Consider the following 14,867-nt stretch of genomic DNA (forward strand, 5'->3'; position numbering starts at 1 on the left):
TCGGGTATTTCGGGGGATGTGCCGGTATCGCGGGAGATGCATGCGAGCAAAGAGGATCCACGACAGGAGATCACACATGAGCACGCCATCCTCTGATCAGACGGGCGACAGCCGTCTCAGCGCCAACAAGGTCAGTACCAACCAGGCCAGTACAAGTCAGGCCAGCACCAATCAGGCCAGCGCCAACCAGCGCCCGGACTATGACCCGGAGCTGCAGCAGATCGCCGACTATGTGCTGGGGTATTGCGACGATATCTCTATCGCGAATACGGATACGGATGCGGATGCGGATGCGGATACGGATACGGATGTGGATGGCCTGGCCGGCAAGAGCGTGCGCTCAGGTCCCTCGGCAGAGGCGATGGACACCGCTCGCCTGTGTCTGATGGATACCCTCGGCTGCGGCATCCTGGCGCTGCGCTTCCCTGAATGCACCAAGCATCTCGGCCCGCTGGTGGCCGAGACCGTGGTGCCGCATGGTGCGCGGGTGCCCGGCACTGCCTTCAGTCTCGATCCCGTCAAGGCGGCGTGGGATATCGGCTGCACCATCCGCTGGCTGGATTACAACGACACCTGGCTGGCGGCGGAGTGGGGGCATCCCTCGGACAATCTCGGCGGCATTCTGGCGGTGGCGGATCACCTCTCGCGCCAGCGTGTCGCACAGGGCAAGCCGCCCCTGGTGATGCGTGATGTGCTGGAGAGCATGGTGATGGCGCATGAGATCCAGGGCGTGCTGGCGTTGGACAACAGCTTCAATCGCGTCGGGCTCGACCATGTCATGCTGGTCAAGGTGGCGACCACCGCCGTGACGGCGCGCTTGATGGGAGCGAATCGCGAGCAGTTGCTGTCGGCGCTGTCGCACGCCTTCGTCGATGGCCAGAGTCTGCGCACCTATCGCCATGCGCCCAATGCGGGCTCGCGCAAGAGCTGGGCGGCGGGGGACGCCACTTCACGCGGCGTGCGGCTGGCGGACATCGCCCTGCGTGGCGAGATGGGCGTCCCAAGTGTTCTCAGCGCGCCGCAGTGGGGCTTCAATGATGTTTCCTTCAGTCACGGCAATAGCGACCTCGCGCTCAAGCCTGAAGACGAACGGCACCTGACGCTGGCGCGCCCTCTGGGCAGCTATGTGATGGAGAACGTGCTCTTCAAGGTCTCCTTCCCGGCTGAATTCCATGCCCAGACCGCCGCCGAGGCCGCCGTCCAGCTCCACTTCGAGGTGCGCGACCGGCTCGAGGAGATCGAGCGCATCGAGATCACCACCCACGAATCGGCGATCCGCATCATCTCCAAGCAGGGCGCGCTCGCCAATGCGGCGGACCGCGATCACTGCCTGCAATACATGGTCGCGGTGCCGCTGATCTTCGGCGAGTTGAACGCGGACCACTATGAAGATGGCTTCCATGCCGCTCATCCGGAGATCGACCAGCTGCGTGACAGGATGGTCGTCACGGAAGAGGCGCGCTTCACCCGCGAGTATCTGGAAGCCGACAAGCGCTCGATCGCCAATGCCCTGCGGGTGGTCTTTTGCGATGGCAGTGCCACTGAGCAGGTGACGGTGGAATACCCGCTGGGACATCGTCGGCGGCGTGAAGAGTCGCTCGTTCCGCTCGAGGACAAGTGTCGGGCCAATCTGGCCACCTGCTTCCCGCCCTCGCGTTGCGACACCTTGATGGCGTTGCTGGGCGATCGCGAGCGACTCGAAGCACTGCCGGTGCACGAGTTCATGGCGCATTGGGTGCCGTGAGGTCGCCGGCCGCATGATGCCCCGTTGGCAATCAGTCATCCAATTGACTGGTGCCGTCATCCGGTATGGGTAAACTGGAAGCGGATTGCACAGGAAGATCGACAGGGGCGCTTGCAAAGACTCGCCGGAGAGCGGGACAACGCCTGCCGGGCCTTCATTGCAAAGGCATCATCACAAGGGACTCATCATGAAAACATTTCTGCTGCTGGGCGCCATCGCGCTGATCGTCATCTACGTGATCTCGATCTACAACAAGCTGGTCAGTCTCAAGGCGCGCTTCGAGAATGCCTTCGCGCAGATAGAGGTGCAGCTCAAGCGGCGCTATGACCTGATTCCCAATCTGGTCGAGACGGCCAAGGGCTATCTGAGTCATGAGCGTGGCACCCTGGAAGAAGTGATCAATGCCCGCAACAAGGCGATGGCCGCCTTGAATGCCGCAGCGGCGCATCCCGGCAGCATGGACAAGCTGGCTAGCCTGGCCGGTGCCGAGCAGGGGCTGGCAGCGAGTCTGGGCAAGCTGGATGTGGTGGTCGAGGCCTATCCGGAGCTCAAGGCGGACCAGACCATGAGCGACCTGATGGAAGAGCTCACCGCCACCGAGAACCGCGTCGCCTTCGCGCGTCAGGCCTACAACGATGCCGTCACCGACTACAACGTCTATCGCCAGAGCTTCCCGCAGGTGGTGTTCGCGCCGACCTTCGGTCATCGCAGTGATGCAGGCCTGCTGGCCTTCGATGACAGCGTGAAGATCCGCCAGGCCCCGGATGTCAGCTTCTCGTGAGTCGACCGGCTGATGCTTCTCTTGCAGCGGCCTTGCGCTGTGATCCTGACTGGGTAGATGGCGAGCGCGAATGAATTTCTATCACGAGCAGGACAGTGCGCGGCGTCGTACGCGGCTATTGCTGCTGGCCTTCACGGCCATGTCGCTGGTGGTGTCTCTTGCCGCCGGCGCCGTGGTGCATGTCGCGATCAGCAGTTTCCTGGGGCGTCCGGCCACCACGACGTTTGAATATGTCTGGCCAGTGGCGAGCATCATCTTCCTGTGCAATGCCCTGGTCGCGGCGCGTGAGCTGCGGCGTCTGCAGCAGGGCGGTGCGGTCGTGGCCGCACGCCTGGGTGGCAAGCTGGTGGATGTCGAGACCCAGGACTCGAATGAGCGGCGGGCACTGAATGTCGTGGAAGAGATGGCGATCGCCGCCAATCTGCCCACGCCGCAGCTGTTCCTGCTGCCGCATGAGGCGATGATCAATGCCTTCGCGGCGGGCTATCGGCCACATGATGCGGTGATCGCGCTGAGTCGCGGGGCGTTGGAGCAGCTGGATCGCAACGAGCTGCAGGGTGTGGTCGCTCACGAGTTCGCCCATATCGCCAATGGCGATATTCGCCTCAACCTGCGTCTGGCGAGTGCGGTCCACGGCCTGGTGTTTCTCTCCGAGGCGGGGCGCTTCCTGATGGGCGCGGGGCGCATCGGCTTCGTGTTGGGCAGGGCGCGCTCCTCCGGTTCCGACAGGAAAGGCGGCATGCCACAGCTGATGCTGGTCGGTGTGGCGCTGTGGTTGCTCGGCAGTCTCGGCGGGCTGGGCGGCAGGCTGTTGCAGCGTGGGGTCGCGCGCTCACGCGAATATCTCGCCGATGCCAGTGCAGTGCGCCTGACGCGTTTCCCGGATGGCATCGCCTCGGCCCTCAAGCGTATCGGTGGCATGGGCTGGCAGGGGCGTATCCAGCATCCGCGCGCCATGACCTACAACCATCTCTTCTTCGTCGAAGCGCGTCCGCCATGGCTGACGGGCTGGTTCGACTCGCATCCGCCGCTGGATGAACGCATCAAGCGCCTAGAACCCCGTTGGAACAGGCAATATCTGAGCGCGCGCCAGCAACCGGTGCATACCTTCGAGCAGCAGGGGCCCATCGGGGCAGAAGTGCTTGGCGGGGTCATGGCGGGTATTGCCGGCGCGGCCGTCATGGGCGAGCTGTCGCGTTCCCGGGGTGAGCTCGAGAACCTGACGCTGTCGCGCTTTCTCTGCCCGCAGCTGGTGGTGGCGATGATCGCGCCTTCGGAGCTCACCCGGCGTGGGGTCTGGCTCACCGAGCTTGAGCGTCAGCATGACTGGCTGGATGGCAAGCGCGTGCGCGAGGCGCGGCGCAAGCTCGAGTCCTTGCCGCGGGTCGAGTGGATCTCCTTGCTCAACCGGTTGATACCGCGCTGGCGGGAAGCGGATGAGCGCGCGCATCGCATGCTCAAGGCGCAGACACCTCCGCAGGACATGTTCATCTGGTGTCTGTGGCAGTTGCTGCTGGAGTCACTGGACCCGCGGATCGATCGCAAGAGTGACTCGCTGGCCCTGCAGCAATGCCAGCCGGCCTGTCAGCATTGGCTCTTGCTGATGGTCGGACTCATCGACGATGAAACGCTGCGCGAGGACATCTTCCTGGACGCCAGTGCAGAACTTGGTCTGGCGCTTGCGTATCCACAGTCGCAGCCGGATGGGGATAACCCTGCGCTGCGCTGCCGTCATCTCACGCAGCTGGCTCATCTGCGCCCGATGGACAAGCAGCGCTGGTTCACGGCGCTTGCCCAGGTGGTGCATGCCGACCAGACGCTGGCCGATGAAGAGGTGGCCCTGCTGACACTGCTGGCGCGCGTCATGCAGCTGCCGGAGGCGCGCCTGGAAGCGGCGCTTGAGACACAGTCGCATTCGCGTGGTGGCTGGCAGGCGCGCCCGGTATCTCGGCCCGCGGACGGCAAGGCGGTCTGAGTATCGACCAGGCGAGTGGCTGTTTTCTGCGTCAAAGCCCTTGCCATCAAGCCGATTCGTGCGTAAAGTACGCATCCGCTGCCGGGGACGCATGGCGTTACCAGCGGTGAAAGAGGTTTGCAGGTGATTGTTTTGCTTGGTGTTTTTGAAGTCCGCTTCTAAACCATCGATTGACAATCCCGGGCGATTCGCTAGAATACGCCGCACTCCTTACGGAACAGGTGATCGAGCAATGCTCCTCATCGCTTGATGATGCTTAGAGGCAGTCGACTGACTCATCATCAAGTGCTTGACTTATCAAGCGTTCCGGGTAGAATATGCCTCCTCGCTTCACAGCGACGCTCTTTAAAAATTTGATCAGGTAATTCGTGTGAGCGCTTGCCGATGAGTGGTGACAAGGTCACCAAATATCGGAGCAAGCCTCTCACGAGAAGTTTGACTCTGAACCAAGTTTGGTCTGCTTAACAGACTATCAAGCTTTCAACTGAAGAGTTTGATCATGGCTCAGATTGAACGCTGGCGGCAGGCTTAACACATGCAAGTCGAGCGGAAACGATCCTAGCTTGCTAGGAGGCGTCGAGCGGCGGACGGGTGAGTAATGCATGGGAATCTGCCCGATAGTGGGGGACAACCTGGGGAAACTCAGGCTAATACCGCATACGTCCTACGGGAGAAAGCAGGGGATCTTCGGACCTTGCGCTATCGGATGAGCCCATGTCGGATTAGCTTGTTGGTGAGGTAATGGCTCACCAAGGCGACGATCCGTAGCTGGTCTGAGAGGATGATCAGCCACACTGGGACTGAGACACGGCCCAGACTCCTACGGGAGGCAGCAGTGGGGAATATTGGACAATGGGCGAAAGCCTGATCCAGCCATGCCGCGTGTGTGAAGAAGGCCTTCGGGTTGTAAAGCACTTTCAGCGAGGAAGAACGCCTTGGGACTAATACTCCCGAGGAAAGACATCACTCGCAGAAGAAGCACCGGCTAACTCCGTGCCAGCAGCCGCGGTAATACGGAGGGTGCAAGCGTTAATCGGAATTACTGGGCGTAAAGCGCGCGTAGGTGGCTAAGTCAGCCAGGTGTGAAAGCCCCGGGCTCAACCTGGGAACGGCATCTGGAACTGCTTGGCTAGAGTGCAGGAGAGGAAGGTAGAATTCCCGGTGTAGCGGTGAAATGCGTAGAGATCGGGAGGAATACCAGTGGCGAAGGCGGCCTTCTGGACTGACACTGACACTGAGGTGCGAAAGCGTGGGTAGCAAACAGGATTAGATACCCTGGTAGTCCACGCCGTAAACGATGTCAACTAGCCGTTGGGTCCCTTGAGGACTTAGTGGCGCAGCTAACGCAATAAGTTGACCGCCTGGGGAGTACGGCCGCAAGGTTAAAACTCAAATGAATTGACGGGGGCCCGCACAAGCGGTGGAGCATGTGGTTTAATTCGATGCAACGCGAAGAACCTTACCTACCCTTGACATCCAGAGGACTTTCCAGAGATGGATTGGTGCCTTCGGGAACTCTGAGACAGGTGCTGCATGGCTGTCGTCAGCTCGTGTTGTGAAATGTTGGGTTAAGTCCCGTAACGAGCGCAACCCCTATCCTTATTTGCCAGCGAGTAATGTCGGGAACTCTAAGGAGACTGCCGGTGACAAACCGGAGGAAGGTGGGGACGACGTCAAGTCATCATGGCCCTTACGGGTAGGGCTACACACGTGCTACAATGGCAAGTACAAAGGGTTGCAATACTGCGAAGTGGAGCCAATCCCATAAAGCTTGCCTCAGTCCGGATTGGAGTCTGCAACTCGACTCCATGAAGTCGGAATCGCTAGTAATCGTGGATCAGAATGCCACGGTGAATACGTTCCCGGGCCTTGTACACACCGCCCGTCACACCATGGGAGTGGACTGCACCAGAAGTGGTTAGCCTAACCTTCGGGAGGGCGATCACCACGGTGTGGTTCATGACTGGGGTGAAGTCGTAACAAGGTAGCCCTAGGGGAACCTGGGGCTGGATCACCTCCTTATCGACACTGTCTATCGCTCGCGGCAAGTGCTCACAACGAATTACCTGATCAAGTTAGTTTATCGAGTAGTAGTGTCGGGTCTGTAGCTCAGTTGGTTAGAGCGCACCCCTGATAAGGGTGAGGTCGGCAGTTCAAATCTGCCCAGACCCACCAAAAGCTTCATGCTTTTGTCGACACGGTTTTGCCGACTTTGGGGCCATAGCTCAGCTGGGAGAGCGCCTGCCTTGCACGCAGGAGGTCAGCGGTTCGATCCCGCTTGGCTCCACCATGAAAGTCCGGTTCAGCTTCTACTGCCTGATAACGCTGCACAGTCCACAGTGACAAGCATATCGCCTTCCTCGTGAAGGTTGTGTGACTTCTCACTGTTCTCTGAACAGCCGCTCTTTAACAATGTGAATCATGCTGACGATAGATGTGTGCGCCAAGCGCATGTCTATCAAAACGATATGTCGGAGAGGTCCGACAGATTCGTAATCCTTGACAGACCCCTTGGGGTTATATGGTCAAGCGATTAAGCGCATACGGTGGATGCCTTGGCAGCCAGAGGCGATGAAGGACGTGATAGCCTGCGATAAGCGTTGGCGAGGTGGCAAATACCCTGCGACCCAACGATTTCCGAATGGGGAAACCCACTCACCATCAGGTGAGTATCTATAGGCCAATACATAACCTATAGAGGCAAACCCGGGGAACTGAAACATCTAAGTACCCGGAGGAAAAGAAATCAACCGAGATTCCCCAAGTAGCGGCGAGCGAACGGGGACCAGCCCTTAAGCGTGACAACTGACAGACGAACAAGCTGGGAAGCTTGACGATACAGGGTGATAGTCCCGTAGTCGAAGTCTGAGTCACGTGAAATCGAGTAGGTCGGGGCACGAGAAACCTTGACTGAACATGGGGGGACCATCCTCCAAGGCTAAATACTCCTGGCTGACCGATAGTGAACCAGTACCGTGAGGGAAAGGCGAAAAGAACCCCGGCGAGGGGAGTGAAATAGATCCTGAAACCGTATGCGTACAAGCAGTGGGAGCACCTTCGTGGTGTGACCGCGTACCTTTTGTATAATGGGTCAGCGACTTATATTCTGTGGCGAGCTTAACCGTATAGGGGAGGCGTAGGGAAACCGAGTCTTAACTGGGCGACCAGTCGCAGGGTATAGACCCGAAACCGGGCGATCTATCCATGGCCAGGGTGAAGATTGAGTAACATCAATTGGAGGCCCGAACCCAAGTATGTTGAAAAATGCTGGGATGAGCTGTGGATCGGAGTGAAAGGCTAATCAAGCCCGGAGATAGCTGGTTCTCCTCGAAAGCTATTTAGGTAGCGCCTCACGTATCACCGCTGGGGGTAGAGCACTGTTTCGGCTAGGGGGTCATCCCGACTTACCAACCCGAGGCAAACTCCGAATACCAGTGAGTGCAGCGTGGGAGACACACAGCGGGTGCTAACGTCCGTTGTGAAAAGGGAAACAACCCAGACCGTCAGCTAAGGTCCCAAAATCCTGATTAAGTGGGAAACGATGTGGGAAGGCTCAGACAGCTAGGAGGTTGGCTTAGAAGCAGCCATCCTTTAAAGAAAGCGTAATAGCTCACTAGTCGAGTCGGCCTGCGCGGAAGATATAACGGGGCTAAATCAGGTACCGAAGCTACGGGTTCATCCTTATGGATGAGCGGTAGAGGAGCGTCGTGTAAGCCAATGAAGGTGGATTGAGAAGTCTGCTGGAGGTATCACGAGTGCGAATGCTGACATGAGTAACGATAAGGGGAGTGAAAAACTCCCCCGCCGGAAGACCAAGGTTTTCTGTTCTACGTTAATCGGAGCAGAGTGAGTCGGCCCCTAAGGCGAGGCGGAAACGCGTAGTCGATGGGAAACGGGTTAATATTCCCGTACCGGATGTGGTTGCGATGGGGGGACGAAGAAGGCTAGGTGAGCCAGGCGTTGGTTGTCCTGGTGAAAGCATGTAGGCCGAGGAATCAGGCAAATCCGGTTCCTCTGAGGTCGAGATGCGAGACGAACTGACCACGGTCAGGAAGTCATCGATGCCACGCTTCCAGGAAAAGCCTCTAAGCTTCAGATCACATGCGACCGTACCCCAAACCGACACAGGTGGTCAGGTAGAGAATACCAAGGCGCTTGAGAGAACTCGGGTGAAGGAACTAGGCAAAATGGCACCGTAACTTCGGGAGAAGGTGCACCGGTTCGAGTGAAGGACTTGCTCCGTAAGCTCTTACCGGTCGAAGATACCAGGTGGCTGCAACTGTTTATTAAAAACACAGCACTCTGCAAACGCGCAAGCGGACGTATAGGGTGTGACGCCTGCCCGGTGCCGGAAGGTTAATTGATGGGGTTAGCTCACGCGAAGCTCTTGATCGAAGCCCCGGTAAACGGCGGCCGTAACTATAACGGTCCTAAGGTAGCGAAATTCCTTGTCGGGTAAGTTCCGACCTGCACGAATGGCGTAATGATGGCCACGCTGTCTCCACCCGAGACTCAGTGAAATTGAAATCGCAGTGAAGATGCTGTGTACCCGCGGCTAGACGGAAAGACCCCGTGAACCTTTACTATAGCTTTACACTGGATGCTGATGTTGTCTGTGTAGGATAGCTGGGAGGCTTTGAAACCACGTCGCCAGATGCGGTGGAGCCAACCTTGAAATACCAGCCTGACATCATTGGCGTTCTAACTCAGGTCCGTTATCCGGATCGAGGACAGTGTATGGTGGGTAGTTTGACTGGGGCGGTCTCCTCCTAAAGAGTAACGGAGGAGCACGAAGGTACCCTCAGCACGGTTGGAAATCGTGCATTGAGTGCAAGAGCATAAGGGTGCTTGACTGCGAGACAGACACGTCGAGCAGGTACGAAAGTAGGTTCTAGTGATCCGGTGGTTCTGTATGGAAGGGCCATCGCTCAACGGATAAAAGGTACTCCGGGGATAACAGGCTGATACCGCCCAAGAGTTCACATCGACGGCGGTGTTTGGCACCTCGATGTCGGCTCATCACATCCTGGGGCTGAAGTCGGTCCCAAGGGTATGGCTGTTCGCCATTTAAAGTGGTACGCGAGCTGGGTTTAGAACGTCGTGAGACAGTTCGGTCCCTATCTGCCGTGGGCGTCGGAAGTTTGAGAAGAGCTGCTCCTAGTACGAGAGGACCGGAGTGGACGAACCTCTGGTGTTCGGGTTGTCATGCCAATGGCATTGCCCGGTAGCTACGTTCGGACGGGATAACCGCTGAAAGCATCTAAGCGGGAAGCCCCCTTCAAGATGAGACTTCCCTGAGGCCTTGCGCCTCCTGAAGGGCCCTTGAAGACTACAAGGTTGATAGGCTGGGTGTGGAAGCACAGCAATGTGTTGAGCTAACCAGTACTAATTGCCCGTGAGGCTTGACCATATAACACCCAAGGGGTTTGCTTCGGCAAACGCCGGGATTGCGACAGGATCGAGACATATCGGTCAGCATGATTCATATTGCGAGTCGCGAGGCCAAAAGCCTCGAGACTCAGGCATCGCAAGATGCCACCGTTTCGCCTGACGACCATAGCGAGCGTGAACCACCCGATCCCATGCCGAACTCGGAAGTGAAACCGCTTAGCGCCGATGGTAGTGTGGAGTTTCTCCATGTGAGAGTAGGTCATCGTCAGGCACTTATACCGAACCGCCCCTGTAGCCTTGCTGCAGGGGCGGTTCTCTTTGTGGTGAGAAAAGTTGCGCAAAGCAAGAGACGTACGCGCTTCGTGAGGCGTCTGTTGCGCCCATGACGACGGCCTGAGCGTTGTCACAGCCCCATCACGTACATGCACGCTTGTAGAAGGCAGCGGCGAGAAGCTAGACTCCCCAGCCTTCTGTATTGGAGATGATGATGCAACCTCAAGAACTGTTGCTGTATTGCCGCCCTGGCTTCGAGGCCGACCTGGCCGCAGAAGTCAGCGAGAAAGCGGCGTATATCGGCACGCCGGGTTATCCGATTGCGGCACGCGACAGTGGCTTCGTGCGTTATGTGGTGACGGGTGAGGAGCCCGCCAACGCCCTGCATCGTGACATGCCGCTACAGGCGTTGGTCTTCGCTCGTCAGACACTGGTGGCACTGGAGCCGCTGGTCGGCATGTCGCGGGAGAATCGTGTCTCGCCGATTCTGCAGCAGGTGGTCGACGCCGGCTGGAGCTTCGAGGAGATCCGCCACGAGATGCCGGATACCAATGATGGCAAGGCGCTGTCGGGGCTGGGCAAGGCCGTCGGTCGCCCGCTGGAGTCCGCGCTCAAGAAGCGGGGCGCCCTGCGTCGCAAGGCCGGTGGCCGAGCGTTGCATGTCTTCTGGACGGATGGCGATGAAGTCCAGCTGGGCATGAGCTTCCCGGGCAACCGCAGCGAGTATGCCAATGGCATTCGTCATCTGCGTTCGCCGAGTCGTGCGCCCAGCCGCTCCACGCTCAAGCTGGAAGAGGCGTGGCACGAATTCGTGCCGCGCGATCAGTGGGAGCGTCGCATCGCCACTGGCATGCAGGCAGCGGACCTCGGTGCCGCCCCGGGTGGCTGGACCTTCCAGCTTGTCGAGAAGGGCATGTTCGTGTTCGCGATCGACAATGGCCCGATGAACAAGGACCTGATGGCGACAGGGCAGGTCGAGCATCTCAAGGAAGATGGCTTCACCTGGGAGCCGCCGCTGCGCCTGGATTGGCTGGTCTGCGATATCGTCGACAAGCCGATTCGCGTGACCGAGATGGTCGAGCGCTGGCTGAAGAAGCGCTGGTGCAACGAGGCCGTCTTCAACCTCAAGCTGCCGATGAAGCAGCGCTGGAAGGAAGTCTCTCGCTGCCTCGACTATCTGGCCGCCAGTCTCGAGCGCTCCAACGTCGGTGCCGAGATTCGCTGTCGTCATCTGTATCACGACCGTGAAGAGGTCACTGTGCACGTGCGCATCACGCACTGATTGGCTGTTGCTCAATCAGCATGCGCGAGTGGCACACGCCCCATACAAGAACCCCACGGCCTGCCCAGGTCGTGGGGTTCTTGTATGGGGCGCCTGATGCCTTCGCTCGCCGGAGAGATGCGCTCAGGTATGCTCCAGCAGGATTATCCGCTCCGGTTGGGATAGCATGGGCGCCAGGCGCGCCATCATGCGATCTCTGGCCGGACTGACCGACCATTCCTGCCATGCTCGTGCATCGCGCCATGAGGTGATCAGGATGCGGTGACCCGCGCGGCCGGTTTCCATCAGATTCTCGCCCGAGATGAAGCCCGGGACATGCGTGGCCTCGCGTACGACTTCACGCGAGGCCTGTTCGTAATCCTGTTCCAGTCCCGGCATGATATGCCGTTCGATCAGAACCTTGATCATGCCTGTCTCCCCTTTTTTGTACGTGCCGCCAGCCAGGGCGGCAGGATTGTCAGGAGTCTTCGATGACCGATATCACATTGCCCGAGGCCGATGCCGAACTGGAAACCAGTGGCCTGTATTGCCCGGAACCCATCATGATGCTGCACAACAAGGTGCGTGAGCTTGCCTCGGGTGATCTGTTGCGGGTGGTGGCGACCGACCCTGCCACTACCCGTGATGTGCCCAAGTTCTGCGCCTTTCTCGGCCACACCCTGGAACTGAGCCACGAGACGCCGGAACAGTTCCTGTATTACATCCGCATCAGTTGAGCGCCATCCGCATCCTCTGAGTCGCTGGCCATGACTGGCCCTCAGGCTTCGCGGTCATGGACCTCGACGCAGACCTGCTCGCTCTCGCCGGTCATCATCAGCGCGAGAGCCTCCAGCGTCGCCGGATCCTGCTCGCGAATCTGATTGGCGATGGCGCGCTGGAAGAAATAGACCACATCATGCCGACTGCGTCCCGGGTACAGGCAGTCGTCGCCGGCCAGCACCGGTGTCTGGGTGACGCGAGCTTCATCGACCAGCAAGGCCTCGATGTTGCCATCGCTGTAGAGACGCCAGCCGAAGACCTGCTTGAGCTGCCACTGTGTCTCGCCGTTGGTCATGCACAGCGCATGGGTACCCAGCGTGTCCGGCAGTTGCTGCAGCAGCGTCGTCTTGTCCGAGACTTCATAGTCGTAATAGGCCGCGGCATGTTCGAGCTCGAACACCTTGTGGTCAGGCGCCAACATGAAGACTTCGTCGGTTTCCGGGTCGCGATAGCCGACGAAATGCCCCTGCTGGGGGTCTTCCAGCTCGTGGCAGGGCATCAGCCCCTCCATCCACGGCACCATGCCCACGACTTCACCATCCTCGCGCAGCCCCCAGGCCAGTACCGGAATGCTGTAATAGCTGTCCGGATCGCTGTCGAGCTGATAGAGCATTTCCAACCCGTCGTGTTCCGGCGCCAGCCGGAGAATACGACGTCGTGCACGCATCCTGTCACGCATGACACTCAGGTCGATGACCTTGGCGGAGCGGGGGGAAGATACTGGTACGCCCATGACGAACCCTCCTCAGCAGCTTGTCGATCGTCCTCGGCGTGTGCTGGTGCGTTCTCTCGCTTCTGCCATGTGTGTCGTCAGCGAGAGAGCACTGCCTTGAATAACCATTAGCACAGCCAGAGCCTTGACGGTAACCCCTCCTTGGACGAAATGACCGTCTATCAGCTTTTTCGTGTTTAAACGCAAAAGCCCCGCGTCACCCTGTCGGGTGTCGCGGGGCTTGCTCATCAAGGCGTTTCAGGCAGCTGTCAGCCCAGTATCCAGGCCGAGCTTCCTACTGGGATGCAGACTGAGATGCAGGCGCTATCCGCCAGGCATCACTGGCTCGCCAATGCCTCGTCACGCACGCCACGGCGCGCGATGATCCACAGGCGCCAGCCGAGCAGCAGCGCCGCCACGGTCAGGCCGGCCACCATGCCGATCCAGTAGCCATAGACGCCCATCTGCTCGATGGACCAGGGCGAGATCGGGAAGGCCTCACTGCCGACGCCCAGCAGGTGTCCGCCTCCCAGCCCGACCACCCAGTAGGCGAACATGGTGATCAGCATGATGATGCGCGTGTCCTTGAAGCCGCGCAGTGCGCCTGCCATGGCGACCTGCAGGGAGTCCGAGACCTGATAGAGCATCGCCAGGGTGATCAGCGACATGGCCAGGGCCTGGACCTTGAGGTTGCTGGTGTAGAGCGCCACGGCCGGCTCGGCCAGTACCCAGATCACGATGTCATTCACCAGCGCCACCACCAGCGAGAAGGCCACGCCATTCCAGGCCACGAAACGTGCTTCACGCATGTCGCCACGGCCGATGGTGTGACCGACGCGCACGGTCAGGGCCATCGCCATCGACAGCGGCAGCATGAACAGCAGCGAGGTGAAGTTGAGCGCGACCTGGTGGGCCGCGACCTTGATCTCGCCGAAGCTGGCCACGAACAGGGCGATGACCGTGAACAGCGTGACCTCGAAGAAGATCGCGATCCCGATCGGCAGACCGACCTTGAGCAGTTCGCCCATCTGCTTGAAGTGGGGGGCGCTGGGCTGGCACCACAGCGCCACGGCGCGATACGCGCTGCTGTAACGCGTGTAGGCGAACATGCTCAGGCACATGATCCACATCGCAAGGCCAGTGGCGATACCGCAGCCGGCGGCGCCCATGGCCGGAATGTCGCCCAACAGGCCCGGCAGGGTGATCCCCAGCAGGTCATCCACGCCTGCAGACCCGTAGATCAGCACGTAGTTGAGCGGGATGTTCGATATCAGGCCGATCAGGCTGATGATCAGTGCCGGGCGGGTATGGTTCATGCCGTCCGAGTAGGCGCGCAGGACCTGATAGAAGGCGGCACCCGGCATGCCCCAGGCGATGGCCATCAGGTAGAGGGTCGCCTGCTCGGCCACGGCCTCAGGCACCTCCATCAGCGTGAAGATCGGCGCGGCCAGATACCACAGCGCAAGCCCGGACAGGCTGCCGAGCACCAGCGAGATCCACAGCGATTGATGCACGTTGCCACGCACCTCACCGCTGCGATTGCCCCCCATCAATTGCGCGACCACCGGCGTCAGGCCCATCAGTGTGCCCGCCATCAGCAGCAGCAGAGGCACCCACAGGCTTGAGCCCACCGACACGGCTGCCAGGTCCGTGGCCGAGGAACGCCCTGTCATCAACACGTCCACGGCACTCATGCCTGCCTGAGCCAGCTGCGCGCCACAGATCGGCAGCGCCAGGGTCAGCAGGCGTGAGGTTTCCGCTCTGACGCGGGGAATCAGTGGCGGAGGCGGAGAACCAGGGGCCGTCTGAGGCTTGGAGGGGGTGGATGAATCGGCGGGGGGCACGGCAGGCTCCTGCTAGTAATCGAGAATCATTCTTGCTTGGCGCGCCATCCTAGCAGATAAGCAGGTTTCATGAACGCAAGCTGATGAATTATCACGGCTGTGAGCG

The 14,867-nt window shown here is 59.6% G+C and carries 8 protein-coding genes, 2 tRNA genes and 3 rRNA genes; 10 read left to right on the plus strand and 3 right to left on the minus strand.

The window, feature by feature from the left end:
• Positions 1 to 76 precede the first annotated feature (76 nt).
• The 9 genes from H2O77_RS02840 to rlmM all read left to right on the plus strand — a co-directional run bounded on the left by H2O77_RS02840 (position 77) and on the right by rlmM (position 11,446).
• Positions 77 to 1,744 (plus strand): bifunctional 2-methylcitrate dehydratase/aconitate hydratase, encoded by a 1,668-nt coding sequence (locus H2O77_RS02840; RefSeq protein ID WP_215823866.1) that lies wholly within the window; start codon positions 77 to 79, stop codon positions 1,742 to 1,744.
• A gap of 187 nt (positions 1,745 to 1,931) precedes the next feature.
• Positions 1,932 to 2,525 (plus strand): LemA family protein, encoded by a 594-nt coding sequence (locus H2O77_RS02845; protein WP_054555402.1) that lies wholly within the window; start codon positions 1,932 to 1,934, stop codon positions 2,523 to 2,525.
• A gap of 70 nt (positions 2,526 to 2,595) precedes the next feature.
• On the plus strand, positions 2,596 to 4,500 hold the full coding sequence (locus H2O77_RS02850) for a M48 family metallopeptidase (protein WP_215823867.1): 1,905 nt from the start codon (positions 2,596 to 2,598) through the stop codon (positions 4,498 to 4,500).
• A gap of 481 nt (positions 4,501 to 4,981) precedes the next feature.
• Positions 4,982 to 6,522, plus strand: a 16S ribosomal RNA gene (locus H2O77_RS02855).
• Between the two features lie 76 nt (positions 6,523 to 6,598).
• Positions 6,599 to 6,675 (plus strand) — tRNA-Ile (locus H2O77_RS02860).
• Between the two features lie 39 nt (positions 6,676 to 6,714).
• Positions 6,715 to 6,790, plus strand: a tRNA-Ala gene (locus H2O77_RS02865).
• 233 nt (positions 6,791 to 7,023) lie between these two features.
• Positions 7,024 to 9,910, plus strand: a 23S ribosomal RNA gene (locus H2O77_RS02870).
• A 136-nt stretch (positions 9,911 to 10,046) separates the two neighbouring features.
• A 5S ribosomal RNA gene (gene rrf, locus H2O77_RS02875) occupies positions 10,047 to 10,162 on the plus strand.
• The 16S, 23S and 5S rRNA genes sit together here with 2 tRNA genes alongside, the layout of an rRNA operon.
• Positions 10,163 to 10,372: 210 nt before the next feature.
• Positions 10,373 to 11,446 carry a 23S rRNA (cytidine(2498)-2'-O)-methyltransferase RlmM gene (gene rlmM, locus H2O77_RS02880; RefSeq protein WP_054555210.1) on the plus strand — a complete coding sequence of 358 codons (1,074 nt, stop codon included), beginning with the start codon at positions 10,373 to 10,375 and terminating at the stop codon, positions 11,444 to 11,446.
• Positions 11,447 to 11,569: 123 nt separating this feature from the next.
• Here rlmM and H2O77_RS02885 read toward each other — a convergent pair whose 3' ends face one another.
• Positions 11,570 to 11,854, minus strand: coding sequence for an antibiotic biosynthesis monooxygenase (locus tag H2O77_RS02885; RefSeq protein WP_043335322.1), 285 nt, complete (start codon positions 11,852 to 11,854; stop codon positions 11,570 to 11,572).
• Between the two features lie 62 nt (positions 11,855 to 11,916).
• On the opposite strand from H2O77_RS02885, the gene tusA reads away from it, so the two are divergent.
• Positions 11,917 to 12,162, plus strand: a complete 246-nt coding sequence (gene tusA, locus H2O77_RS02890; RefSeq protein WP_054555155.1) for a sulfurtransferase TusA — start codon at positions 11,917 to 11,919, stop codon at positions 12,160 to 12,162.
• Positions 12,163 to 12,203: 41 nt separating this feature from the next.
• On the opposite strand, the gene H2O77_RS02895 is transcribed toward tusA, so the two are convergent.
• Positions 12,204 to 12,938 (minus strand): hypothetical protein, encoded by a 735-nt coding sequence (locus H2O77_RS02895; RefSeq protein ID WP_215823868.1) that lies wholly within the window; start codon positions 12,936 to 12,938, stop codon positions 12,204 to 12,206.
• A 317-nt stretch (positions 12,939 to 13,255) separates the two neighbouring features.
• Positions 13,256 to 14,695 carry an MATE family efflux transporter gene (locus tag H2O77_RS02900; RefSeq protein WP_240548781.1) on the minus strand — a complete coding sequence of 480 codons (1,440 nt, stop codon included), beginning with the start codon at positions 14,693 to 14,695 and terminating at the stop codon, positions 13,256 to 13,258.
• Between the last annotated feature and the right edge of the window lie 172 nt (positions 14,696 to 14,867).

It is taken from the genome of Cobetia sp. 4B (assembly GCF_018831605.1).
Taxonomy (GTDB): Bacteria; Pseudomonadota; Gammaproteobacteria; order Pseudomonadales; family Halomonadaceae; genus Cobetia; species Cobetia amphilecti.